The 24,758-nt window shown below is 50.8% G+C and carries 21 protein-coding genes; 6 read left to right on the forward strand and 15 right to left on the reverse strand.

Translation table 11 applies throughout. From position 1 onward, the window contains the following. Positions 1–49: 49 nt before the first annotated feature. From argE to CX664_RS09225, 3 genes are all read right to left on the reverse strand, one after another. Positions 50–1,204: an acetylornithine deacetylase gene (gene argE / locus CX664_RS09215; protein ID WP_101746452.1), complete on the reverse strand. Its 1,155-nt coding sequence runs from the start codon at positions 1,202–1,204 to the stop codon at positions 50–52. A gap of 76 nt (positions 1,205–1,280) precedes the next feature. After that, a complete protein-coding gene (locus CX664_RS09220; RefSeq protein ID WP_101746453.1) occupies positions 1,281–2,552 on the reverse strand; it encodes an inorganic phosphate transporter in 1,272 nt (423 codons plus the stop codon). Between the two features lie 19 nt (positions 2,553–2,571). After that, a complete protein-coding gene (locus CX664_RS09225; protein ID WP_101746454.1) occupies positions 2,572–3,252 on the reverse strand; it encodes a TIGR00153 family protein in 681 nt (226 codons plus the stop codon). Positions 3,253–3,421: 169 nt separating this feature from the next. Here CX664_RS09225 and CX664_RS09230 point away from each other — a divergent pair, with 169 nt between their 5' ends. From CX664_RS09230 to CX664_RS09240, 3 genes are all read left to right on the forward strand, one after another. Then, on the forward strand, positions 3,422–3,874 hold the full coding sequence (locus CX664_RS09230) for a CYTH domain-containing protein (protein WP_101746455.1): 453 nt from the start codon (positions 3,422–3,424) through the stop codon (positions 3,872–3,874). A gap of 31 nt (positions 3,875–3,905) precedes the next feature. Then, positions 3,906–5,645, forward strand: coding sequence for a type IV pilus assembly ATPase TfpB (gene tfpB / locus CX664_RS09235; RefSeq protein WP_101746472.1), 1,740 nt, complete (start codon positions 3,906–3,908; stop codon positions 5,643–5,645). Positions 5,646–5,714: 69 nt separating this feature from the next. Continuing rightward, positions 5,715–6,257, forward strand: coding sequence for a hypothetical protein (locus tag CX664_RS09240; RefSeq protein WP_145999909.1), 543 nt, complete (start codon positions 5,715–5,717; stop codon positions 6,255–6,257). A 100-nt stretch (positions 6,258–6,357) separates the two neighbouring features. Here the strand turns inward: CX664_RS09240 and CX664_RS09245 are convergent, their stop codons facing one another. The 4 genes from CX664_RS09245 to CX664_RS09260 all read right to left on the reverse strand — a co-directional run bounded on the left by CX664_RS09245 (position 6,358) and on the right by CX664_RS09260 (position 12,638). Further along, entirely contained in the window at positions 6,358–8,151 is a 1,794-nt protein-coding gene (locus CX664_RS09245; RefSeq protein WP_101746457.1) for a hypothetical protein, read from the reverse strand. Positions 8,152–8,279: 128 nt separating this feature from the next. Further along, on the reverse strand, positions 8,280–9,425 hold the full coding sequence (locus CX664_RS09250; RefSeq protein ID WP_145999910.1) for a hypothetical protein: 1,146 nt from the start codon (positions 9,423–9,425) through the stop codon (positions 8,280–8,282). Between the two features lie 177 nt (positions 9,426–9,602). After that, positions 9,603–11,381 carry an acyl-CoA dehydrogenase C-terminal domain-containing protein gene (locus CX664_RS09255; RefSeq protein ID WP_101746459.1) on the reverse strand — a complete coding sequence of 593 codons (1,779 nt, stop codon included), beginning with the start codon at positions 11,379–11,381 and terminating at the stop codon, positions 9,603–9,605. Positions 11,382–11,705: 324 nt separating this feature from the next. Further along, positions 11,706–12,638 carry a DUF3943 domain-containing protein gene (locus CX664_RS09260; protein WP_101746460.1) on the reverse strand — a complete coding sequence of 311 codons (933 nt, stop codon included), beginning with the start codon at positions 12,636–12,638 and terminating at the stop codon, positions 11,706–11,708. Between the two features lie 517 nt (positions 12,639–13,155). On the opposite strand from CX664_RS09260, the gene CX664_RS09265 reads away from it, so the two are divergent. Then, positions 13,156–13,413 (forward strand): hypothetical protein, encoded by a 258-nt coding sequence (locus CX664_RS09265; RefSeq protein WP_145999911.1) that lies wholly within the window; start codon positions 13,156–13,158, stop codon positions 13,411–13,413. Positions 13,414–13,505: 92 nt separating this feature from the next. Here CX664_RS09265 and CX664_RS09270 read toward each other — a convergent pair whose 3' ends face one another. From CX664_RS09270 to bioB, 6 genes are all read right to left on the reverse strand, one after another. Next, a complete protein-coding gene (locus CX664_RS09270; protein ID WP_101746462.1) occupies positions 13,506–15,296 on the reverse strand; it encodes an acyl-CoA dehydrogenase C-terminal domain-containing protein in 1,791 nt (596 codons plus the stop codon). Positions 15,297–15,433: 137 nt separating this feature from the next. After that, complete coding sequence (bioD, locus tag CX664_RS09275) at positions 15,434–16,114, reverse strand: dethiobiotin synthase (protein ID WP_101746463.1); 681 nt, start codon at positions 16,112–16,114, stop codon at positions 15,434–15,436. Positions 16,115–16,117: 3 nt separating this feature from the next. After that, on the reverse strand, positions 16,118–17,029 hold the full coding sequence (gene bioC / locus CX664_RS09280) for a malonyl-ACP O-methyltransferase BioC (protein ID WP_101746464.1): 912 nt from the start codon (positions 17,027–17,029) through the stop codon (positions 16,118–16,120). After that, the gene (locus CX664_RS09285; protein WP_101746465.1) at positions 17,026–17,796 is read right to left on the reverse strand and encodes an alpha/beta fold hydrolase; all 771 of its coding nucleotides are present in this window, start codon (positions 17,794–17,796) and stop codon (positions 17,026–17,028) included. Before CX664_RS09285 ends, bioC begins: the two co-directional genes overlap by 4 nt. Further along, positions 17,796–19,019 carry an 8-amino-7-oxononanoate synthase gene (gene bioF / locus CX664_RS09290; protein ID WP_101746466.1) on the reverse strand — a complete coding sequence of 408 codons (1,224 nt, stop codon included), beginning with the start codon at positions 19,017–19,019 and terminating at the stop codon, positions 17,796–17,798. Before bioF ends, CX664_RS09285 begins: the two co-directional genes overlap by 1 nt. Beyond that, positions 19,019–20,152 (reverse strand): biotin synthase BioB, encoded by a 1,134-nt coding sequence (gene bioB / locus CX664_RS09295; protein WP_101746467.1) that lies wholly within the window; start codon positions 20,150–20,152, stop codon positions 19,019–19,021. Before bioB ends, bioF begins: the two co-directional genes overlap by 1 nt. 462 nt (positions 20,153–20,614) lie before the next feature. On the opposite strand from bioB, the gene CX664_RS26310 reads away from it, so the two are divergent. Beyond that, entirely contained in the window at positions 20,615–21,070 is a 456-nt protein-coding gene (locus CX664_RS26310) for a ComF family protein (RefSeq protein WP_180966439.1), read from the forward strand. 158 nt (positions 21,071–21,228) lie between these two features. After that, positions 21,229–22,227, forward strand: a complete 999-nt coding sequence (locus tag CX664_RS09305) for a serine/threonine protein kinase (protein ID WP_101746469.1) — start codon at positions 21,229–21,231, stop codon at positions 22,225–22,227. A gap of 273 nt (positions 22,228–22,500) precedes the next feature. Here the strand turns inward: CX664_RS09305 and dnaB are convergent, their stop codons facing one another. Both dnaB and CX664_RS26315 read right to left on the reverse strand, forming a co-directional pair. Further along, the gene (gene dnaB, locus CX664_RS09310; protein WP_101746470.1) at positions 22,501–23,901 is read right to left on the reverse strand and encodes a replicative DNA helicase; all 1,401 of its coding nucleotides are present in this window, start codon (positions 23,899–23,901) and stop codon (positions 22,501–22,503) included. A 313-nt stretch (positions 23,902–24,214) separates the two neighbouring features. Next, a partial coding sequence (locus tag CX664_RS26315) for a hypothetical protein (protein ID WP_219622153.1) occupies positions 24,215–24,758 on the reverse strand: 544 nt, incomplete at its 5' end.

Consider the following 24,758-nt stretch of genomic DNA (forward strand, 5'->3'; position numbering starts at 1 on the left):
CCTGAGCATCACATGCTCAGGTTATAAGAACATCGTGCAGTACTTCTCTTCAAGATAAGCAATACTGTCTGATCAATGACTGCAAAATAGCAATCATGGGTTTTATCCGTTCCTGCGAGAGGTATTCATCTGGCTGGTGTGCCTGATCAATATCACCTGGTCCCAATACCACGGTATCCATACCCAGTCGGCTAAAGAATGGAGCCTCAGTAGCAAATGCTGCGACTTCTGCCTGATGCCCTGTCAGCTTTTCACAGGCAGCCACCAGATCCGAATTCTCAGGACCGGCAAAAGCTTCAATAGCCGGTGTAATTGCTTCGAGTGAGATCTCAACCTGATCCGCTTCAGCAATTGGCAAAAGCCTCTGACGAATTTGCTGCCGCAGTTGTTCGCTGTCCATCCCCGGCAGCATACGAATATCAAAGTCCAGCTGGCACTGCCCACAAATCCGGTTAGGGTTGTCGCCACCATGAATGCAACCCAGATTCAAGGTAGGTGTAGGAATGGTAAAGCCAAAGTTCTGATAACGCTCGGCCAGTTCGGCGCGAAACTGCATCAAGTCAGTGATCACCTTGTGGACTGTCTCCATGGCATTACGGCCCAGTGCCGGATTGCTGGAATGGCCTGATTGCCCGAGAATCTGAATACGCTCCATCATAATGCCTTTGTGCATATGAATAGGCCGCATCCCGGTAGGTTCTCCCACCACAGCATACCGTGCTTTTGGTCGACCAAGTTCCGCCAGGGCACGAGCGCCATTCATTGAGGACTCCTCATCCGCCGTGGCCAGAATGATCAATGGTGCTGTCAATGGCGTGCCCAGATACCCCCGAACTGCTTCCATGACCAGGGCAAAGAAGCCTTTCATATCGCAGACGCCCAATCCATAAAACCGGCCATCTCTTTCTTCCAGGGTAAACGGTGAACTTTTCCACAGGCTGTCATTGTAGGGAACCGTATCCGTATGCCCGGCCAGTACCAGACCTCCCGGACCACTGCCAAGAGTTGCAATCAGGTTTGCCTTGTGGGGAGCCCCGGGCAGGGGTTGAATCTCGCATTGAAACCCCATCGCTTCCAACCACGCCGCCAGCTCATTGATAACCGGCAGGTTACTCATATCCAGATCAGGAAGGGTTGAGCTGACAGAAGGTATCTCAATCAATCTTGAAAGTGCATGCTGAAATGTTGGCTGCTGGCTGCTCATAACCCTGATTATCACCGTCTAATAAAGGGAGTCTCTTAAGATGATAAACAGGGCGGGCTTTATTGGAAACTAAATCCTAGCCAAAAATCAACTTGAGGCAGTGGAAGAAAATAATCGCCAGGATCGCTCCTGCTGGCAGAGTGACCAGCCAGGACATAAAGATGGTGCTGATAACGCGCAGGTTCAAAGCGCCGATCCCCCTGGCCAGTCCCACGCCAAGAACTGCACCAACCAGCGTATGGGTTGTGGAGATCGGCAAGCCAGTGCCGGAGGCCATCACCACCGTAGAGGCCGCCGCAAGCTCTGCGGCAAAACCACGGCTGGGTGTCAACTCGGTGATATGAGAACCTATGGTAGCCATGACCTTATAGCCCCAGGTCGCTAGCCCTGCCACAATACCTACAGCACCCACCAGCAGAACCCAGGGCGGAACAGAAGACTTGCCGACAATTTCACCCCCACTGATCACCACACTGACAACCGCTGCCAATGGCCCCACCGCATTGGCCACATCGTTGGAACCATGGGCAAAGGCCATGGAACAGGCGGTAAAAATCATCATAACCCCAAAGACTTTCTCCACACTGGAGAAATGAAACGACATATCCGCCTGAATATCTTCCTTTATTTTTGCCAGCGCCATCTGGCCAATAAACATTATGACCAAGCCGATAATCAGTGAGAGCACGGTGCTCTCGGTGTAATCCAGCGGCAAGCCAATATGCTTGAGGCCCTTGATCAGCGTCACCATCGACATCATGAAGCCAACCAGAAACATATAAAGGGGCATATAGCGCTTGGCGTTTCTGAAGGGGTTTTCAGTATCCAGAATCAGCTTCTGCACGCTGACAAAAATCAGGAAGGCGAACAACCCTGACATCAGGGGGGAAACAACCCAGCTGCCCACAATGGCGGCCACTTTTCCCCAGCTGACGGTGTCGGCAGAGATACCAACAGCCGCAAAACCGACAATGGCCCCGACAATAGAATGGGTAGTGGACACCGGCCAGCCGTAATGCGTAGCGACCAGTAACCAGGTGCCCGCAGCCAGCAGCGAAGCCAGCATGCCATATACCAGCAGATTGGGGTTCTCGGCCAGCAGGGGTATGGATGGGTCAATAATCCCCTTGCGTATGGTTTCAGTAACCGACCCGCCCGCCAGATAGGCACCGGTAAACTCCAGCAGGATGGCGATAAAAATGGCCTGTTTTACCGTCAGGGCTCCGGAGCCAACCGACGTGCCCATGGCATTGGCAACATCGTTGGCCCCAACCCCCCAGGCCATAAAGAACCCAAACAGGCAGGCCAGGATCAGGAAAACTGTGCCATATTCAGCGATAATACTCATCAGTCTGTATCCGGTTCAGTTAACGGGCCAGCAACAACTGGAGGTAACTACCAACACGGGAAGCCCGATCCGCAAGATCGCCCACCCATTCGATAATCTGATACAGAAACATGACATCAACCGGTGGCAGCGTTTGCTCAAGATCAAACAGCATACGGCGTATTTTTACCTGGTCCCTGTCAGTTTCGCTCTCAATGTTGTCCAGCTCTTCAACCATTTTTTCCACCAGATCAACTTCCCGCCCCTGAAAACCGGTTTCCAGAAGCTCGTCCAGCTCATGAATGGCTTTCAATGCCTGTGCAGTTGTGGCAATTGAAAGGCGCACATAGGTAATGAATGCTTCGTGCATGGATTCGGGAATAACCATCTTTCTTCCTAACACAAGGCCTGCGATGTCCTTGGCACGGTTAGCCACTTTATCCTGAACAGTCACGATTTCCAGCAGATCGGTACGGGGAACGGGGAGAAAAAGGCTTTTGGGAAGTGACCGGCGGATACTTCGCTTGATGACATCCGCTTCGTGCTCAAATTTGGTGATTGTCTGCTGAACCTCACACGCTGTCTCCCACTCTTCGGCAAACACTGCCTGAAAGAATGGCTCCAGCTGTAACGCACATTTGTGAACAGTGGTAATGTGCTTTTGAATAGGTCCTATTGGTGAGCGGCCAAAAACACTCGCCAGTATGTTGCTGGTAGGCATTTTTCAAATCCATCCGGTTGAACGCCTGATTATAGAAGGCCGTTTCAATTCCTGCACAGATGCTCAACAGCTGGCGCACAGAGCACAGAGTGCCTTTACCCATGAACCTATGATTTTTATATAATTTCTCCGTCCGATAGAATTTGACAATCGCATTGTGGATAAGAACATGAGCCAGGAAACTGAATTAAAGCTGTCTGTGCCTGCCGATCAGATTGAGCCACTGAAAAGTCACCCATTCTGGCAGGAACATGCAGTACATCCATCAGAAACCCTTCACCTTGGGAATACCTACTTTGATACCCGCGACCTGAGACTCAACCAGGCCAGGGTGGCTCTGCGGATTCGTGAGGTTAACGGGCAATATATCCAGACTCTGAAAACCCGGGGAGAAAGCATCAATGGCCTGACCCGTCGGGGAGAATGGGAGTGGCCACTGAACACCAATAAACTGGACGGGCAGGTTTTGACGCCTGTCTGGCCCGCTGAGCTCAGTGATGTATCGATAGAGCAGCTCAAACCTCTATTTACTGAAACAATAAATCCATTTGTCCCCACGCCGAAAAAAAAGAGAGAATATAAGGCAATTCCAGCTGCAAACGGTATTTCATGTGAACAATAACAAAGCAGATGGCCTGCAACACAGGGAGCAAATGCTGGATCTGGCAATGGTTGTGTCTGATCTGGTCAGAAGCAAGCATATAGAGCAGGCAACCGCTGATGATATTCTCAGCCGCCCGCGCACACCAGAACAAGTCCGTCTGCACCCCCTGGAATACCTGGCTGAGCTGGAGCTGGATGATCTTTGTCATCCGGGTAACACGCTGGATATTGAGCGCCTGTGTCAGTGGCTCGCCGAACTGGCCGGTCAGGATTACTGCCACATCGATCCTCTCAAGATTGATGCTACGGCCATTACCCCCATCATGTCCCACGCCTTTGCCATGCGACACCAGATCCTTGCCGTTGCGGTGACCAGCACTGAGATAGTGGTGGCCTCTGCCCAGCCATGGCATCGGATCTGGGAAGACAATCTGCGCCATGTGAATCGCCGGGAAATCCGGCGGGTTGTGGCTAATCCAACCGATATCCGACGTTATACCGTCGAGTTCTATCGACTGGCCCGGTCAGTGATGGGAGCCAGCTCGGAGACTGGTGTCACGTCTGCCTCGCTCAATAGCTTTGAACAGATGCTGGAGCTGGGCAGCATGAAGGCTCCGGATGCCAACGACCAGCATATCGTCAATATTGTTGACTGGCTGCTCCAATACGCTTTTGAACAAAGAGCCAGCGATATCCACATTGAGCCCCGCCGGGAACAATGCAATCTCCGGTTTCGAATTGATGGTGTACTCCACTCGATTTATCAGATGCCAGTCAAAGTCGCCGCAGCAATGACCAGCCGCCTGAAAATTCTTGGCCGCATGAATGTTGCCGAAAAGCGCAAGCCGCAGGATGGACGATTGAAAACCCGAAACGCCGATGGCTATGAGGTCGAACTGCGCTTATCCACATTACCTACCGCATTTGGTGAGAAGCTGGTGATGCGGATTTTTGACCCGGAAGTGCTGGTCAAATCATTCAGCGATATGGGGTTTTCCAGAGAAGATGAACGGCGCTGGAAAGCCATGTCAGGCCAGCCCAACGGTATCATTCTGGTGACTGGCCCCACGGGCTCTGGTAAAACCACCACGCTTTACTCAACACTGAAGCAGCTGGCCACGGATCAGGTGAATATCTGTACTATCGAAGACCCTATTGAAATGGTGGAGCCTGCCTTCAACCAGATGCAGGTGCAGCACAACATCGACCTGACCTTTGCCTCAGGGCTTCGGGCACTGTTAAGGCAAGATCCTGACATCATTATGGTGGGTGAGATCCGTGATCTTGAAACCGCCGAGATGGCAATTCAGGCCGCTCTGACCGGTCATTTAGTCATTTCTACCCTGCACACCAATGATGCGCCCTCTGCCCTGACGCGTTTGCTTGAGCTTGGTGTCCCCCCTTATCTTATTAAAAACACCGTGCTCGGTGTTATGGCACAACGTCTGGTCAGAACCCTTTGCCCGAATTGCAAAGCGAAAGCACCGCTGGACACCAGTGGCTGGAAAGCCCTGACAAACCCCTGGCCAGCATCGGCACCCTCAGAAGTCTATCAGCCTGTTGGTTGCCTCGATTGCCGTGAAACGGGTTACCGTGGGCGTGCCGGCCTCTATGAGATTTTAACCATGAGCCCTCAGGTTAAGGATCTGGTTAATGAAAATCCTGACATTACACTGCTCAGCCAACAATGTATCAAGGAAGGCATGTATAGCCTAAGACAATCAGGTGCACAGAAAGTTGCCGCTGGAATGACCACCATAGAAGAAGTGATGCGGGTCACTCCCGAGTGAGCCCGGCAGCAATGTCAGGAAATGGCTTTCAGGAAAAAAATAACAAATCATAAATTCAGGGCCTTTGATATGAAGAAATACGCCTTTCTTTTGCCGCTGTTGATCTTTCCAGCGCTGATCAACGCAAGCAATAATAAGCAGACGTCAACAACTATTTACTCCGATAAGCATGGCCAGAAAATGATCGTCACAGATGAGTCGGATTCATTTGCCAGACAGATAACGGCAAACACACCCGGCAAGGGGCGTAAACAGGCACTGGAGAACTATATCAACAGCCTGCTAAAGGCTCACGCCGTCTATAGCCAGGACAAAAGCCATGAGAAACCCACGCTGGTCTATCAAATTCAAGCCAATCAGGAAGGAACCATTGTTGCTACCCGCAGTGAGCAGGGCAGATACGGAGTACAGATTGGTAACAGAAGCTTACCGGTATACGGCATTCATTATGATCTTGAATCCGACTGCTCATGGCAGGAGCAACTTTGCTGGGTATTTTATCCTTCTTCCCATCAACAAAAAGAACGATGGTTGGAAATTGCTTATGCTCCCCATGTCATTGGAGAGTTAACTGAGGGTGTTAGCTTGCTGATACGGAATCTTCAGAAGTAATCATTGAGCCTGTAAATAAATTCTGTAGCATCCATTGTTCAATCTCTGCTGACCAACAAACTCCTTCGCGAGATTCGGGGCAGTTTGTGGCATATCCGGGTTAAGGAGCAACAAGCTTCATGGGTTGGTAATATCGAAAGTCCAGGGCTCTATCCCGATAGGTATACAATTCTTTCATCAGCTCCCTGCCACACAAAATTTGTATCCCCAACGCCATACTGTCATAGGGCACTCCGGATTCAGTGACCGCAGCCACGTGGCAGGTATGGCATATTTGGCCACCCTTCCAGAGTTGGATGGACACCTTGCTGAAATAACCATGTTGCCGGATATCAATTTTGTCCGGTTGCTTTTGCCTGAGTTGGTTCATCACCTGCTCTAACGTTCTGCGTGCGTTTGCTCTGTTGCCAGTAGTATCGAAAAAATGCAAATTGGCAGTCTTGGCTCCCCCTTTTGATAAATCAACCATAAACCTGATTGCCTTTCTGGCATGAGGGCTTGTGAACGCTCGCTGCCCGAGCAGCATTTCAGCAATTATATGCCAGTCAGAATAGCTTTTATCGTAGTTTGAGTGATAGAACTCTCCTGAAGCTTCCAGAGCAACAACGTGCAAAAATTTTCCCAGTTCCTTGTTGCGGTCCTCTTTGGTTAACCCTTTTTCAGTTTCAGCCGACGCTTCGTCAGACTCTACGGCCCGGCAATCGTCTTCGTCATTATAACCGCTGGCAGCTGCCACTGACGTGTTGGCAGGTTGCCCAATGTCAGAGCCATCCATTTTGGCTAGTAATGAGACAAACTCTTGCGAACAGTAGCCGAGGGACTGACCGGAATACCTTAATAAAGTGACAAACCCCTCCAGCTCTTCCAAACCCCATTTCTGTGGTGGTAATGGCGAAATCAGGTGATGATAGGCAGCCATAAATTCGGAAGAAAAGCGAAGATCAAGGACGGCCTCAAAAAGCATGTGATGCCAATAATTTTCAGCATCCGACCCCGGGCTTATTGCCATTGTGTCCATCATTGCTGAATCGATCATTTCCAGGGCTTCCAGGTGCAACCTGCAGTCTGCCACCGACATTATTACCGATCGGTCAATCATTACTGAGAGTCTTTCCAGATAATTCTGCGTGACAGCAGGCTTGTGTTTTCCCTGACGTTCAACAATCATCCTGGCAATGCGGGCAAACTCTTCCAGCTCTGACCGCACGGCAGCACTCTGATTTCTCATCTGGTGTTCGGAGCTGCCATTTTTGCGGAGCTGGTCAGTCAGGTTTTTTTTAAAACCTTGATCCAACTCACTGGACACGATGGTTGCACCAACATTATGCAACAACTCCTGCATTGGCGGTGTGAATTGAGAAAAAAGCTGTTTGATTTTGCCAGTAAGCTGTTCATAAAAGCGATCAGCTCCGCCGCTGTCGGTAAAACAGGTTTTCAGTTGTTTCACCAGCTCTGTTTTTTGTTGATCAACATAAGATGAAAAGCTGGAGGCTATCCTTTTTTTCAAATCATCCATGGTTTTCAATTCTGCAGTGAAGAAATCGCATTCATTGATAAGTTTATATAATTCGCCTATTTCCTTGAGAGACTCTTCAGTTGGGGGGCCATCTAATAGTGGTTTGATCTTTTCCAGGTAGATGAAAAACTCGGGAGAGGCTTTCTTCCCCGTTTCCACACAGCCTCTGATACCCTCTCTGACAATGGCGAGGTTATACTCTGATACGCTTCGCTGTATTGGTTCAGTGCCGGGTGGAGCATAACTGGCTGGTAAACCGGGAGAATCAGCATGGGCCCTGACATCACGCCCCGCTCTTACCCCGGATGTTTCAGCACGCTCAGACGATACTGTTCTTTGATCGCCTCTACACGCAGCAGCACTGCCATGCAAATCCACAGGATTATCCTCACTATTTATGTACCAGGAGGTATTTATGTACCAGGAGGCTTAGTCCGAGAATACCTTTAGATAAAATAGACGGGAATAAGTTCAATCAGCCCGAATGACTCTGTTGATCAAATAGCCTAATTAGCACATAAGCCTTTCCAAAGGCCATTAATGGGATCGTAGCCGCAGTCATTTCCCTGAATGTCTTTCTTTAATATTTCAAATTTAACGATGGGATCAAAATCAAGTGCCTTAACGTAATCATAATGTTCATCTAAATTGGTAAACCAGCGCAGTTGGCCTCGTTCCGGATACTTGCTTCCTCTTCCCTGGGCAAAATACCATTGCTGAGAACCAGCACCGGGCAGACAGTGTTGCAATGTCAGTTTGCCCCCTGACCAGCTTAAGCAGAACTGCTCCCCGGCCTGTTTATTAAACAGTTTTTTAGACACCAGGTCATAGCGCCAGACCTGATGACTGATGGATTGACAGGCAGTTACCTGAACCTTTGCCCCACCAAAACAGTCGTACTGTCCAACACTGTCCATATGACATTGCGTGACCGCAAGACAGTGATTGTTGCTGAAATCACCAAGCCGCAACTCTTCTGTCAGCTTTGTTGGCTTTGCCTGCCATGGCCAGTGGCCTGACCAGTGCCAGGACTGAACTTCCTGCTGTTTCACTGCCTCTTCACCAACTTCAAATCCTGCACACTCAACCCTGCCGGTAAAAGGGCTCAGATAGCATTGATCATCTCCCGTTTCAGAGTCATTAAAGTGGAACGAGACCGGTGAAGTATCCGTATGACTTTGCAAGAGTGCTACAAACGCAAGAGGGTCAAAATAATCAGCCCGGCTGTAAAGATGATCCTGTTGATTAAAAAACCACAGCTGTTGCAAACTTGCGGGTTGGCAAACATCCATGGCCAGATGTTTCGACAGCCGGGTCAAACATAGATCAGCACTTCGTTCCAATGAGTGAATTTGTTTCTTTTGGAAGTCAAACTTCCACCTCTGCTCCGGTTGTTTTTTATCACAGACCCCGAACGTTATCCTGTTGCTATTCACACAGTCATCGGTCAGCCGGCTTGCTTCAGAGCTGCAGCCTTCCTGCTCGTCCATTACCACCAGACATTGGCCTGTATCTTTTTGTTTTAACAGAAAGTTACTGGCATAAACCGGAGGTTTAACAGCATCCATTCCATAGGCATTATTGCCGGGGGTCATGATCAATAGATAGACACATATCGGGTATAAAGACCTGTAGGCTGAGCTGAGAGTCATGTGTATCCCCAAAATTTATTTCAATAAAGATTACGCGAACCATTATTAACCCATGCAACAGAACATCTGGATTTCTCTATTTTTATTGGCCGTAATCCTGAAAAATAAAGGCCCAAAAACCAGAAAACCCCGCAAAGCGAGGTTTTCTGGTTTCAACTGGAATGATTTTGCTTGCTATTAGAATTGACCAGGAGATAAGGCAAATAGTTCCTCAGTTCCCGAAAGAGCGGCGGCCGCTGAACTTTCAAAGCGAGGCAGTAAACGCTTGAAATAATACCGGGCAGTCAGCTGCTTGGCTTCCAGCCAGGATTGGTCTTCACTGCCTTCAGCAAGCTGGCTCGCTGCTGTTTTCGCCATTAATGACCACATCCAGCCATAGGCAACGTAGGCAAAAGCATTCAGGTAATCAACACAGGCAGAATTAATGACATTGGGGTCATTTTTCGACTGCGCCAGAAGTTTGCGCGTCAGCTCCTCAAGCTTATCAACCGCAGCCAGCAGCTCTTCAGCAAATTCATCATTCGCGTCCACTGAGCCCCGAACTTCACTCAGGAATGTTTCCAGGTAGGCTCCACCGCTCAGGGCAATTTTACGTCCGAGCAGATCCAGCGCCTGAATACCGTTGGTTCCTTCGTAAATCTGGGTGATGCGTACATCCCTGACCAGTTGTTCCTGGCCCCACTCACGAATAAAACCATGACCACCAAACACCTGCTGACCGGCAACACAGCTTTCCAGCCCCGCATCGGTTAAAAAGGCTTTCACAACGGGAGTTAACAACGCCACCAGGGCGGAAGCCTTCTCTTTTTCATGGTCATCCTGACTGAACTTGGCAATATCCAGTTGTTTGGCCACATAGGTGGAGAAAGCCCGTCCGCCTTCATTCATGGCTTTCATATTCAACAGCATTCGCCGGATATCCCCATGGACCATTAATGGGTCCGCCGCTTTATCTTTTTGCACAGCGCCACTGGCGGAACGTCCCTGGATGCGATCCTGAGCATATTCGAGTGCGTTCTGGTAGGACATCTCACTGCTGCCAAGCCCCTGAATCCCCACAAACAGGCGCTCATAGTTCATCATGGTGAACATGGCATTCAGGCCTTTATTCAGTTCTCCCACCAGATAGCCTTTGGCTCCATCAAAATTCATGACACAGGTGGCCGAGCCGTTAATGCCCATCTTGTGCTCAATGGAACCACAGGCAAGGGCGTTTCTTTCACCCAGAGATCCATCCTCATTCACCAATACCTTAGGTACCAGAAACAATGAGATGCCTTTAGGCCCGGGAGGTGCATCGGGAAGCTTGGCCAGCACCAGGTGGATAATATTCTCAGTAAGATCGTGCTCCCCGCCGGTAATAAAGATTTTGGTACCGGTGATGGCGTAGCTGCCGTCGCCATTGTCTTCCGCTTTGGTGCGGATGATACCAAGATCGGTGCCCGCATGGGGTTCCGTCAGACACATGGTGCCCGCCCACTCACCGGAATACATTTGCGGCAGGTACGCTTCTTTTAACGCATCGGAGGCGTGGGCATCAATGGCCAGACAGGCCCCGGCCCCCAGGCTGGGGTAGAGAGTGAATGCCAGGCTGGCACTGCAGACCATTTCATCAAATTGGGCAGCCAGTACCTTGGGCATCCCCATACCACCGTAAACCGGATTACCACCCAGTCCGCTCCAACCGCCTTCAGCGAACAGTTTATAGGCTTCTTTATAACCTTCCGGTGTGGTCACCTGACCGCTATCCCATTGACACCCTTCTTCGTCTCCCGGGCGATTCAAAGGGGCAATGGTACGGGAAGCCAGTTTGGCGGCTTCTTCCAGAATCGCATCTGCAGTTTCCTGATCCACCGTTTCACTGACAGCAGGCCACTGAGCCCACTGCTCAGCTACATTGAATACGTCGTACATTACGAAGCGCATGTCGCGAAGGGGGGCTTTGTACTCGGCCATTACTCTCCACTCCTGGAATTTTTTTCTTACTATTGGAATACAGCCATTATGCCATTGAGTTATACGCAGAAAGACACAAAGTGGCTCATAGCTGTTTTACCGGCAACCTGTCAGGTTTGAGCGTCCATAATGGTGTTGGTAATAAAAATGTCTGCTTCTGAAGAGCATAGCGGGGTTACTTGACGAAGAAGCGGGAGTCCCATTTATCACCACACCAGGGCAGCTTTCAGTCACACAGGCTGTTGAGTTCCGTGACGCCATGTTACCTGAAGAGTCCCTGTTTTTCAGCAAAAGACTGTGCTTCTTTGTGTTCCCTTGTCGTATTTAGAAATTAAAGAAAACCTCCACGCCGATGTAGCGATGATCAACGTCGAGTGACGTTTTCCGGTAAGGGGAGAAACTGGCAGCCGGGGGCATAACGCTCAATCGAATGGACAAATTTTGTATTGTCCCCTCACCACTATCACCACCGACCCACTCACTGATTTTGCCAACCGGGTCCAGCAGAAACAGTGCGGTAGAACCTAACACCCTGGAGCCCATCACCTCACTGTCATTATCCAGAATTTTCTGTTTTTTCTGATAAGCCCATTCCCCGTAGAGCCACCCGCCGAGAGGAGTCACAATGATATCTTGAATGGATGGCGGCTCACACATCGCCTCAATGCCGTATTCATACAGGAAAGTGGACATCAAAAATGAATAAACAAACGAGTTCCACTGGTTATAGCCCGATGACCGGGCCATAACGTAGTACACACCACCAAAATAAGGATGCCCGATATAATTGATGTACCATTTATCGGTGTCCCATACAGGCCCTGACCTGACATTGCTCCACCACTTTTTGATGGGTCTGATTTCCGATTTATCCCAATTGGAAACACTTTCTGGTAGCAGAGCGATCACTCCCAAAACCCCCAGTGCCAAGCCAAACGTCACTTTGGTTTGGTACCAAAGTCTGGCCTGATTCTCTGCCGGTTTTTTATCGAATAGCGTGATGTCCCAACTCTGGTCTTTATCTTTTAAAAACCAGCGCCAGTCGTCAGAAGGCAATGGTGATTGCTGCACAAATGATGGTGGATGTTGGCTAAATACTTCTGCCTGACGGGTCAGATCATGATGCACAGCAGCCAGTGAAGGCCCTTGAGCAGGGTTGAAATCATCAGGAACAACAGGCGGCGATAATCCCGATAACAAAAAAAAGAAGGCAAGAAGAATTAACAGGCTTTTTATCGTTTGGGTATTCTTCTTCATGATGCGACATCAACACAGCGTGATTGCTGAATTCTGCTCCAAGGTCTTATAAGTAGTTAACCAAATGAAATCATATATTTCTGACTAAGTTGTCAGTCACTCTGCGGCGTTGCAACTCCGGTCACATAGCTACGGCTATGCTCCCTACGTTGCGCCTTGCATAGCAACTGCCCACTTAGCCAGAAATATACGATTCCATTTGGCCAACTACTTAAAAGCAAATCAAATTTTATAGACCATATTTTTATAGCTGGCAAAACAGTCAATGCGGCTAAAGACTGAGTTCAAACGCACCAAAAGAGTGAAACAAGCAAGAAACATCCTTTTTCACTGAGATCTTCATGAACATCCATCATAAATAAGTGCCAATTGCCGATAAAGTAAGCTAACGTAATTTAACCGTCTTCTTTTTGTTTGATCATTTGATCGGATCAAACAATGTTGATTCGATTGCTCGGTTCCGGAAGATAAGCTGTCCTGCAGTTCCGATATTGTTGACCAGATACTCAGGCATCTTATGCGATATCTTCTCGTCTTGATCACTGCCATCCTGCAGATTTTTTTTTCCACCCTGCTTAACCAGTTAGCCAGCAAATTGCTCAGACCTCGTGGTCGAATCATCTCCAGAAAAGAGCGCATCAAGCGCAGCTGGGTCAGAACGATCTGGTTGGTAGCAGGTACTTTCATGCTATTTAATCCGGCACTCCCGGTGATTATGATTATTGCCTTACCCACTACTTTTCTGAGCTTTATGATTCTTGATGAAATGCGATAATAATCTGCAAAAAAAAAGGCTACCAACCGGTAGCCTCTCTGTTTATTGTTTTGCTTAAGGCTGATTCACTTTCAGCTCGTCAGACCAGCGAATTAAACGTCGCCAAAATCATCCGCTTCCATGGCCATCAGGTTGTCGGCACCAGACTCAATGCACGCCTTGTGCATCTGGGCTCTTGGTAACAGACGCTGGAAGTAGAACTGTGCAGTCTGGATTTTAGCCTTGTAGAACCCTTCTTCAGTAGTACCATTCGCCAAGGCTTCTTTTGCCGTCAGAGCCATCCGGGCCCAGAAGTACGCCAGGCAGGCATAACCGGAGTACATCAGGTAGTCAACCGAGGCGGCACCAACTTCTTCCCGGTTCTGCATAGCCTTCATACCAATCTGCATGGTCAGATCGCCCCACTCCTTATTCATGGCAGCCAGCGGCTTGATAAACTCCTGGAGTTCTTCATTGTCTGCCTGAGCCTGACAGAACTTATGAACCAGCTTGGTGAAGGGCTTCATAGTGGCACCCTGAGTCATCAGGACTTTACGACCCAGCAGGTCCAGCGCCTGAATACCCGTGGTTCCCTCATAGAGCATGGAGATACGGCAGTCACGAACATTCTGCTCCATCCCCCACTCACTGATAAAGCCATGACCACCGTAACATTGCAGACCGTGGTTAGCGGCTTCAAACCCTGTCTCGGTCATGAACGCCTTAACAATAGGCGTCAGGAAGCTCATTTCCAGGTCAGCCTGTTTCCGGACTTCTTCATCAGGGCTCTTCACCAGGTCGGCCATTTGTGCCACGTAGTAAACCAGTGCCCGGTTACCTTCCGTCAGTGCCTTGATGGTCAACAGCATACGGCGAACATCCGGGTGGACAATGATCGGGTCGGCAGGGCCATCAGGGTTCTTCGGACCGGAAAGAGAACGCATCTGCAGGCGGTCACGGGCATATCGAACAGCACCCTGATAAGCGATTTCTGCATGGGCAAGACCCTGAATACCGGTACCCAGACGGGCAGAGTTCATAAAGGTGAACATGTGGTGCAAACCTTTATTCACTTCACCGATCAAATAACCCGTGGCATCGTCAAAGTTCATCACACAGGTGGCGTTACCATGAATACCCATCTTGTGCTCAATGGAACCACAGCTGACACCATTGCTTTCACCCGGAGCATCCGGGCGATGACGGGGAACAATAAACAGGGAGATACCTTTAGTGCCTTCAGGTGCCCCTGGCAGACGGGCAATAACGATATGCACGATATTCTCTGCCATATCGTGCTCACCGGCAGAGATAAAGATTTTGGTGCCGGTAATACGATAAGTGCCGTCTTCCTGGGGTACGGCTTTGGTTTTCAGCATACCCAGATCAGTACCGCAGTGAGGTTCAGTCAGACACATTGTACCGGTCCACTCACCGGAAATCAGGCGGGAAAGGTACGTTTCTTTCTGCTCCTGGGTACCATGGGCTTCCAGAGTATTCATTGCGCCATGGCTCAGCCCGGGATACATTCCCCAGGACCAGTTGGATTCCCCCATCATTTCACTGAGCACCAGGCCCAGCGAAGCAGGGAGACCCTGGCCACCATGCTCAGCATCACTGGACAGTGAAGGCCAGCCACCTTCAACAAACTGCTGATAGGCTTGTTTAAATCCGGTGGGGGTTTTAACGCCTTCTGGTGTCCAGGTACAACCTTCCTCATCACCCACACGATTCAGCGGTGAAAGTACCTGTTCACAGAATTTGGCACCTTCCTCCAAGATAGCGTCCACCATATCCGGAGTGGCATCCTGCCCTTGAGGGAGGTTTGTGTAATGTTCCTCATAACCCAGAACTTCATTACGGACGAAGCGGATATCTCGCAGGGGGGCTTTATATTCTGGCATGATGCATCCTCGATATTCTTTTACTTATGGATAAAGATGAGTATAGCACGATTCAAACAACTGTTTGAAACTTACGTTTAGACAGAATAAATGTCAATACATGCCAGCAAAAGTTATTACGAGTGAATTCAAGTAAATCAAGCCAATGGTGAAATATCCAGATACCCGGCGACCTGACTGGCACTGGCCTCCTCAAGAAAGGGCACCACACCAAGACAGGGTGCTGGAATCAGGCTTTTCAGGGTCTCCAGATTTTCATCATAACGGCTCATATCAGGATCCACCTGATTCGCCACCCAGCCTGCCAACCTGACACCATCACGGAGAATGGCTTCAACGGTAAGCAAGGCATGGCTGAGACAGCCCAGTTGCATGCCAACCACCAGAATAGCAGGAGTATTCAGCGCTTTTGCCAGTCCGCTGATCATCTCCCGTGAGTTCAGGGGGACCCGCCAGCCACCAGCGCCCTCGATAAGAGCCAGATCATTTTTTTGCATCAAGGCACCGCGGCTGTAGCCCACAAGTCGATCCAGGGTCATACGTACACCGGCTTCCTGCGCCGCAATATGGGGGGCAATGGCAGGTGCCAGAGCCAGGGGGTTTACCTGTTCGTAAGGTAGAGTAAGTGTCATGGCCTCCATCAGAGCCAATGCGTCATCATTTCTCAAGCCATTTTCACTGTGCTGACATCCCGCAGACACCGGTTTTAAGGCCAGCGTCGTTAACCCTGTTAAGCGTGCGGCCTCAAGCAGTCCACAGGTGACGACGGTTTTCCCGGCATCCGTATCCGTACCGGTGACAAAATAAGTTTTTCCCATTTTCTACTCTTCACACACTGGCTTCTGCAAGACGCCGTAGAGGACCTGATAGGTCAAAGGCAACCCTTCAGGCTGTCGTATTTGTTCATAAGCCTGTTGCAAGGCTTCAAGTTTTCGTCGGGTCACCAGGCCACCTTTATCCGCCAATACGGTGTTTACCCCCAGAGCCTTTAAACTGCGCAACAGGGAGATCACATCGGGATAGAACAGTGTTTCAGGCTTCAGAGAGAACGCCTGGCGAACCAGATCACTTGCTTTTAGATACTGTTGTTGAGTGTCAAAGCTGTCAAAGCGGTTAACTCGATGCTTTTCACCCGCCAGACACCATGCATTATCCAGCTCTGCCAAGCTGCCTTCAGCCAGGGTAGAAAAGACAAAAGTCCCACCAGGCTTCAGTACTCTGCTCACCTCGCCAAGCACCTGCTCAAAATTGCACCATTGAATAGCCAGGCTGGAATAGATCAGATCCACAGCACCGGACTGCAAGGGCATGGACTCAATATCACCAGAGCACCAGCCAACCCGGGGATGGCTGGTATTGTGCCGGGCAAATTGCAGCATCCCCATGGCCAGATCCATACCGATGACCACGGCATTATCATATCGTTCAGCCAGCGTCAGTGTGTGCAAACCGGTTCCGGTACCCAGGTCAAGAATACGGTGGGAGTGAAATGCTTTTGAGCCTGGCTGCTCTGAGCTGAGCCGGGCCGGCAATCCCAGCATCGTCCGGGCAGCGACCCGCTTCTGTAATATGGCCGCCTGATCATAACTGTCAGCAGCCCGACTGAAATTTTCAGCAATACGCTGCTTTACCCGAGCGTTTGCCCGGTCTGTTGTCACGTTAATGGCAGAGGAGGCAGGCCGAAGACCTGCCAGGCTACCGGCAACCTCATTATGGACATGGATCGAACTCATGTTCCGACATCCCCGCTGGACAGTCGCCGCACCTCACTGATAACCGGCTCGGGGTCATCCATAAAGAAACAATGCCCTCCATCAAGCACCTGAACCCGATGCTTGGCAAACGCCTGCTCAATGGCATCAGCTGCCCCCACCGGAACAAGGGCATCGTCTTTACCAAACAGATGGGTCACCGGGCAGCGAATATCACCAAATACGGAACGAAGATCACTCTTGCCCAGTATCCCCAGCAGGCTTAGCAAAGTGCTGTCTTCGGCCTGATGATCGAGGTCAGCATCAGACAGTAGTGCCTGCAAGGATGTCGACAGCTCTTTACGCCGTGGACTGCCAGAACTGCACAGCAGAACAAACTGCTGCAGCGTCTTGTCACGGGACTGGGACATACCTTGATAGAAACTGGCAAACAGCGTCGGATCCATTGCCTGCTGCCAGCTGTCATTCTGCACAAAACAGGCATTCGCCCCCAGGTTAACGACAGCGGCCACATTATCCGGATACCGGCTGGCATACAGCGTTGCCAGCATTCCGCCTAGCGACCATCCCACCAGCACGGCAGGCTTCTCAAACAGCTGATGATCCAGATAAGTCAGCAATGAGTTCCAGTCATGGCTGGTTTTGTACGCTTGTGACTCACGCACCAGGCCAGGCAACTCGACAATGGAAACCCGGCGATGGTCTGCATCCAGGGCGTCCGCCAGTGATGCCATGGCACCGGCTGGCATGGCCCAGCCACTGATTAAAACGATCGGGTAGTTACTCATCAGGACAACACTCCTGTCATCGATAAAGATGCGGTGGCAGGTTGATCAGAAACGTCTGCAACACTTGTCGACTGTGCAGCCATTTTAAGGGCATCGAACAGGCGATCAACATGATGCAACGTATGGGATGCACTGAAGGTAATACGTAATCGGGAAGATCCTTCAGGCACCGTCGGAGGACGTATTGCCGTGACCAGTATCCCCTGCTCAGACAACCGGCGGCTTATTGCCATCGCCCGTCTTGCACAACCAACCAGCAACGGTTGTATCGGTGTTGATGACGGCATCAGAGGCAACCCCAGCTGCTCACAACCGGACCTGAAATAGTGAATCAGTGTCTGCAAATGCTCCCTGCGCCACTGTTGTTCCCGTAGCAGCGTCAGGCTGGTCAGGGTCGCCGACGCCACCGCCGGCGGCATGGACGTGGTATAGATATAAGTCCGGGCAAATTGAATAAGCGTCTCAATCAAAGCGTCACTGCCCGCCACAAATGCACCATAAGTTCCAAACGCTTTGCCTAACGTCCCCACCAGCACGGGCAGATGTTTCTGGTCCAATCCATAGGCTTCCGCAACCCCACCGCCAGTGGCTCCCAGGAAACCAAAACCGTGGGCATCGTCCACCATCAGCCAGGCCTGGTGCTGCTCAGCAAGTTCCGACAGCGCCTTTACCGGCGCAACATCGCCATCCATGCTGAACACGCCATCCGTTACGATCAACTTGCGTCGGGCGCGGGTTTTCTGAAGTCGGTTAGTGAGGTTATCCACATCATTATGCAGGTAACGCTGGAACTGGGCTCCAGACAACCGTCCGGCATCCAGTAATGAGGCATGGTTCAGGCGATCCTGAAACACCACATCCTGCTTACCCAGCAAGGCACTGATCACGCCCAGGTTAGCCATATAGCCATTGGCAAACAGCAGCACATGCTCTCTGCCGGTAAATTCCGCAAGCGCTTCTTCCAGCTGATGATGTGCCCGGCTGTGCCCAACCACCAGATGGGAAGCACCGCCACCGAGCCCATAGTGATCCGTTGCCTGTCGAAAGCTTGCGATAACATCGGGATGGTTTGCCAGTCCGAGGTAATCATTGCTGCAGAAGGCAAGACAGTGCTGGCCATTGATAATGACCTCAGGCCCCTGGGGCGAGTCCAGGGTTTGACGACATCGATAGAGGCCAGCAGCATGGCGGGCCTCAAGCTCCTGTTCCAGATTGAAGCTCATCAGCCATGACCAGCCATGTTTCGATCCGACTGGCTTGCCATGGCATCGTAGTAATGGTCATTGCTTTTTTCAGCGTCGTACATCGCTTTGATCGGGCACTGCTCAGGAGGCTGCACCGCTGATTGCTCGCCCCAATCATGCCCTTTATTGATGCCGAGCCTGGCAAACAGCTGCCGGTCCTTATTCGCCTCAGGGTTCGCGGTGGTCAGCAGTTTATCCCCAAGGAAAATTGAGTTGGCCCCCGCCAGAAAGGCCAGCGCCTGAATCTCATCACTCATCTGCTCACGCCCGGCCGACAGACGAACGTTGGACGCTGGCATCATAATTTTGGCCACAGCGATGGTCCGGACAAAATCAATACCATCCACCGCCTCGGCGTCTGCCAATGGTGTGCCAGCGACTTTCACCAGCATATTGATGGGCACACTCTCCGGATGCTTCGGCATATTGGCCAGCTGAACCAGCATCCCGGCACGATCGCGCTCGTTTTCACCCAGGCCCACAATGCCACCACTGCAGACATTCATCCCCGCCTCCCGGACAAACGCCAGAGTTTTCAGCCGGTCAGCATAAGTTCGGGTGGTAATGATGTTGCCATAGAACTCTGGCGAGGTATCCAGGTTGTGGTTGTAGTAATCCAGTCCTGCCCCGGCCAGCTCTGTGGCCTGTTCCTCACTCAGCATGCCCAGGGTCATACAGGACTCAAGACCCAGTGCTTTCACCCCCTTAATCATTTCAATAATGTAAGGCATGTCCCTGGCGGGAGGATTTTTCCAGGCCGCCCCCATACAGAAGCGGGTAGCACCGGAAGCCTTGGCGCTTCTGGCCTCCTCCAACACCTTCTGCACCTCCATCAATTTTTCCTTTTCCAGACCGGTATTGTAGTGACCACTCTGGGGGCAATACTTGCAGTCCTCCGGACAGGCACCCGTCTTGATCGACAGTAATGTGCTAACTTGCACCTGGTTTGGATCAAAGTGTTCTCTGTGAGCCAGCTGGGCCTGAAAGATCAGATCATTGAACGGCTGTTGAAAAAGTGCCTCTACTTCGGACAGCGTCCAGTCATGACGAACGACACTGTGGCCAGAAGAGCTGGAGGAATTTTCTGCTGGAGCTGAACTAGTATTGGACATGACATCCTCTGGGGGAGGGAACACCGATCACGGAAGGGAAGAAAACCCTTGTTAACGGAGACCTGAGATTTATTGTTTGAGTTAACAACCATGAAAATGAAATTACCAATCCTAGGAGCCTGTCCGAGAACGACATTTTCACAATAAAGATGCAAAAGATGATAACGGAATTACTGCCATCGTCAATCTATGAAATTCTTTAAGGTTTACAACTGGTCTAATTTTAAACAACAAGTACAGGTCAAATGCATTCTTTGCCGGGGCCATACCACGCTTGCCCAACCACTTTGCCAATTATGCCTGGCAACATGCCCGGTCCCACTGTGCTTTTGCTCCTGCTGCGGCTTGCCCATTCAAGACAGCGACACGGGCATTTGTGGCCAGTGCCTGAAGCAACCGCCCTTATTTGACCACTGTCTTTCACCATTTCTGTACCAGTTTCCCGTCAACCGGATATTACAAATGGTGAAATACCAGTCCAGGCTGGAACTGATAAAACCAATGGCCGCATCACTGGCTGATTGGTTGATGGACTATTACCTTGATGATCAGTGGCCGGAAATCATATTGCCGGTACCACTGCACCGCAAACGCTTGCGGGAAAGAGGTTATGACCAGACGCTGTTGCTGACCAAAGCCCTGAAAAAACTGCTCAGTGTCAGAGACCTGGACATTGAACAACGGTTGATCAAAAGAACCATCCACTCTGTACCGCAGCAAAGCCTGGATGCCACCGCCCGACAAAAAAACATTCGCAACGCATACACTTTAAACGGCACACCGCCGTGGCACCACGTTGCCTTAGTGGACGATGTGGTAACCACCGGTGCCACCGTCAATGAAATCACCCGACTGTTGAAAAAAAGTGGTGTCAAACGCGTGGATATTTGGAGTGTTGCCAGAACACCGGAGAGCTGATGATTATTGGAGCTGCTCCCGAACAGCCTGCGAGTACTGCATTCAGGGTAATCATCCACATTCACTTCAAAGCAGAATTCCACCCGGCGTCAGTGGCCAGTCTTTACTATTGGTTATAGAATCCCCTCCACAGAACTCAGACTCCTTCGGAGGCCCGCATGAACACGCCTACTCAACATCCATACGACCAGCTGACGCCTGACCGGGCACTGGACGCCGTTGAGAGCGCAGGATTTCTGAGCGATGCCCGCATTATGGCCCTGAACAGCTATGAAAACCGGGTTTACCAGGTCGGCATTGAGGAAGGTGAACCCCTGATTGCAAAATTCTACCGCCCCGAACGCTGGTCAAAAGATCAGATTCAGGAGGAGCATCAGTTCACCCTGGATCTCAAGGCGATGGAGTTACCGGTGGTCGCCCCGATGGCTGACGAAAAAGGCAACACACTGCATGAGTTTGAAGGCTTTCTGTTTGGCCTGTTTCCCCGTCAGGGCGGCCATGCACCGGAACTGGATAATCTGGATAACCTGCTGACCCTTGGCCGTACCCTGGGACGCATGCACAAGCTGGGATCAGCCAGTGACTTCCAACACCGCCCGGCGATCAGCTTGCAGCGATACGGCATCGATAATGTTGAATACCTGCTGGCAAACGACTTTATTCCCGCTTCACTTCTGGAAGCCTACCAGACCCTGACCCGGGACCTGCTCCATCGCCTGGAACTGATGACGCAACAGCATACGTGGCAAGCCATTCGGGTCCACGGTGATTGCCACAGCGGCAATATTCTCTGGCGGAATGAGGCACCACACTTTGTTGACTTTGACGATACCTGTATGGCTCCGGCGATTCAGGATCTGTGGATGCTGTTATCCGGAGATCGCCAAGAGCAAACCCTGCAAATGGCCGAGATTCTGGAAGGTTACACAGAGTTTATGGATTTCAGCCCTTCTGAGCTGAACCTGGTGGAATATTTTCGTACCCTGCGACTGATCAATTACAGCGGCTGGCTGGCCAAGCGTTGGGATGATCCCGCCTTTCCCATGGCATTTACCTGGTTTAATACCGAACGGTACTGGGCAGAGCATATTCTGGAATTGCGGGAACAACTGGCAGCCCTGGACGAGCCACCACTTTCCGTCTTTGGACAGGTTTAAGCATTGTCCCGAAATAATGACGACATTTTGAACTCGATCTCCGTTCATCCTGAGTGCTGAGCTTGTCGAAGCATCGAAGGGTGATTGGCACAATGCATGAGGCCGGAGTTCACGCCCTTAGACCAATGGCACTGACTTAAGCTTAAAAGCCCAGTAAACAGGGGGATTGATAAAGGTTGATAGATTTGAATTTGAACCACAAAGGCACAGAGACACAAAGAAAAGACTTCTATTTTCTTCCTTCGTGCTCTTTGTGCCTTTGTGGTTAAAACATCAATCCTCCTCAAACCGGTAAGCATCCGGTGCCAGGTTCTCAAAGCGGGTGAACTGGCCAATAAACGCCAGTCGGCAAGTACCGATGGGACCATTACGCTGCTTACCGATAATGATTTCAGCAACTCCCTTGTACTCGGTATCCGGGTTATACACCTCGTCCCGGTAGATAAACATGATCACGTCGGCGTCCTGCTCGATGGCACCGGATTCACGCAGGTCGGAGTTGACCGGGCGCTTATTGGGTCGCTGCTCAAGAGAACGGTTCAACTGCGACAGGGCAATAACAGGAACATTGAACTCCTTGGCAATGGCTTTCAACGATCGGGAGATTTCCGAAATCTCGTTGGTTCGCCCCTCACCAAAACCGGGAATCTGCATCAACTGCAGGTAGTCAATCATGATCAGGCCCAGGTCACCGTGTTCCCGCACCACCCGGCGAACCCGTGAGCGCATTTCCGAGGGGCTGATACCCGCCGTATCGTCAATAAACAGCTTCTTGTCTTTGATGCGCTCAACCGCCGACAACAGTTTTGGCCAGTCTTCTTCTTCCAGCTGACCACTTCTTACCTTAGACTGGTTGATCCTGCCCAGAGAAGAGAGCATACGCATCATCAACTGCTCACTGGGCATCTCCAGGCTGAATACCATGACGCCCTTGTCACTGTTCAGCAGGGCGTTTTCCACCAGGTTCATGGCAAACGTGGTCTTACCCATGGAGGGACGGGCAGCCACAATGACCATATCGGAAGGCTGCAGACCAGAGGTCATTTCATCCAGATCTTTAAAGCCGGTGGTGGTACCGGTAATGGCGTTACCGGCATTAAACATCTCATCAATTTTCTTGACGGTGTTTTCAAGAATCTCCCGCACCCCCATCGGGCCACCGGTGTTCGGGCGCTCTTCGGCAATATTGAACACCAGCCGTTCGGCTTCATCGAGAATCGCCTGACTGTCTTTCCCTTCCGGATTATAGGCACTATCCGCAATCTTCTGGCCGGTATTGATCAACTTACGCAATACCGAACGCTCAAAGATAATCTCTGCGTAGGCGCGAATATTCGCCACACTGGGCACACTGCCCGCCAGCTCCGCCAGGTAAACCAGCCCGCCCACCTCATCCAGCTCACCCCGGTTTTCCAGAATCTCGGCAACCGTCAGAGGATCAAAAGGCTTGCTTTCATTACTCAGTGCACTGATGGATGCATAGATACGCCGGTGCCCCGGATTGTAGAAGTCATCCGACGTCAGCTTATCCACCACCCGGTCCAGGGCCTGGTTATCCAGCATCAGCCCGCCGAGCACGGACTGCTCCGCTTCGATGGAGTGAGGGGGTGTTTTAATGGCAACCGTGGCTTCGTCGATGGGAAGCTCCAGCTCACGGGGACGTACATCCAGCATAGTGACGATCTGAGAAAAAAGATTAAATGATGATACGAATTCAGGAGGTAAAAATACAGCGACAATATCTTTTATGATCCTGTTCAAGCCATTGACTTATCAGGTCTGTCGAACAAGACTGCTGTATTTGCTGATTCAGCGGGCAGCCGACTTCAGCGTCATAATAGGGATGTTGCAGGCAACCCACTGAACAATGACCAGCCAGATCAGCGTTTAACACCTTGCTTTTATCTTCTTACGCCTGCCCCCCAACAAGTTCAGAAGAACCTCCCACATTCAAGTTTCAAGGCCTGGCACTGACTTCTCAGTTCTGTCAGTCTTGTACCTGGCTCATTTCATGGGCTAGTTCCTGCTTAGAAACACTCTGCCTGTTCATTCGTTCTCTGATTCCCTGAATACTCTGTGATACCGAGTTGATCGCAGCGCTTGCCAGTTCTCTACCACGAGTCAGTGGTTTCATCGCCAGCTTCTGACCAAGCAATCCCTCCCAGTAACCGGTAATCCATTGATAGGTTGAATAGCCGGCAATCCCCAATCCCAATCCGCCCGCCAGAAGGGAACCTGTAGTAATTCCTCCCACCGTAGCGGCTGTTGATGCTGTAGCGTCTGTTGACACTGTGGCGGCGGCTGCAGCTGTTGGCTCTTTAGCGGCTGTTGACACACTTTGGTCTGCTTGGCAAAGAAGCTGATCATAGGAGATAGACCCAAAATTCTTTTTATTGCCATTGACAAAGCTGTTCACCGCCGTGGTGTTGGCAACCGTTCCTCCACTTCCAACAGCCCCATCCCCGATGCCGGCACCTGCATCGTCACCCGAGGTTGTGACATGGCTGTTCACCGCCGTGGTGTTGGCAACC

The organism is Endozoicomonas acroporae, assembly GCF_002864045.1.
GTDB lineage: Bacteria > Pseudomonadota > Gammaproteobacteria > Pseudomonadales > Endozoicomonadaceae > Endozoicomonas > Endozoicomonas acroporae.

What these genes read in the sequence shown, in the direction of transcription:
- argE (WP_101746452.1), bottom strand. Translation starts at nt 1,204, where the DNA reads ATGAGCAGCCAGCAGCCAACATTTCAGCATGCACTTTCAAGATTGATT.
- CX664_RS09220 (WP_101746453.1), bottom strand. Translation starts at nt 2,552, where the DNA reads ATGAGTATTATCGCTGAATATGGCACAGTTTTCCTGATCCTGGCCTGC.
- CX664_RS09225 (WP_101746454.1), bottom strand. Translation starts at nt 3,252, where the DNA reads ATGCCTACCAGCAACATACTGGCGAGTGTTTTTGGCCGCTCACCAATA.
- CX664_RS09230 (WP_101746455.1), top strand. Translation starts at nt 3,422, where the DNA reads ATGAGCCAGGAAACTGAATTAAAGCTGTCTGTGCCTGCCGATCAGATT.
- tfpB (WP_101746472.1), top strand. Translation starts at nt 3,906, where the DNA reads ATGCTGGATCTGGCAATGGTTGTGTCTGATCTGGTCAGAAGCAAGCAT.
- CX664_RS09240 (WP_145999909.1), top strand. Translation starts at nt 5,715, where the DNA reads ATGAAGAAATACGCCTTTCTTTTGCCGCTGTTGATCTTTCCAGCGCTG.
- CX664_RS09250 (WP_145999910.1), bottom strand. Translation starts at nt 9,425, where the DNA reads ATGACTCTCAGCTCAGCCTACAGGTCTTTATACCCGATATGTGTCTAT.
- CX664_RS09255 (WP_101746459.1), bottom strand. Translation starts at nt 11,381, where the DNA reads ATGGCCGAGTACAAAGCCCCCCTTCGCGACATGCGCTTCGTAATGTAC.
- CX664_RS09260 (WP_101746460.1), bottom strand. Translation starts at nt 12,638, where the DNA reads ATGAAGAAGAATACCCAAACGATAAAAAGCCTGTTAATTCTTCTTGCC.
- CX664_RS09265 (WP_145999911.1), top strand. Translation starts at nt 13,156, where the DNA reads ATGCGATATCTTCTCGTCTTGATCACTGCCATCCTGCAGATTTTTTTT.
- CX664_RS09270 (WP_101746462.1), bottom strand. Translation starts at nt 15,296, where the DNA reads ATGCCAGAATATAAAGCCCCCCTGCGAGATATCCGCTTCGTCCGTAAT.
- bioD (WP_101746463.1), bottom strand. Translation starts at nt 16,114, where the DNA reads ATGGGAAAAACTTATTTTGTCACCGGTACGGATACGGATGCCGGGAAA.
- bioC (WP_101746464.1), bottom strand. Translation starts at nt 17,029, where the DNA reads ATGAGTTCGATCCATGTCCATAATGAGGTTGCCGGTAGCCTGGCAGGT.
- CX664_RS09285 (WP_101746465.1), bottom strand. Translation starts at nt 17,796, where the DNA reads ATGAGTAACTACCCGATCGTTTTAATCAGTGGCTGGGCCATGCCAGCC.
- bioF (WP_101746466.1), bottom strand. Translation starts at nt 19,019, where the DNA reads ATGAGCTTCAATCTGGAACAGGAGCTTGAGGCCCGCCATGCTGCTGGC.
- bioB (WP_101746467.1), bottom strand. Translation starts at nt 20,152, where the DNA reads ATGTCCAATACTAGTTCAGCTCCAGCAGAAAATTCCTCCAGCTCTTCT.
- CX664_RS26310 (WP_180966439.1), top strand. Translation starts at nt 20,615, where the DNA reads ATGGTGAAATACCAGTCCAGGCTGGAACTGATAAAACCAATGGCCGCA.
- CX664_RS09305 (WP_101746469.1), top strand. Translation starts at nt 21,229, where the DNA reads ATGAACACGCCTACTCAACATCCATACGACCAGCTGACGCCTGACCGG.
- dnaB (WP_101746470.1), bottom strand. Translation starts at nt 23,901, where the DNA reads ATGCTGGATGTACGTCCCCGTGAGCTGGAGCTTCCCATCGACGAAGCC.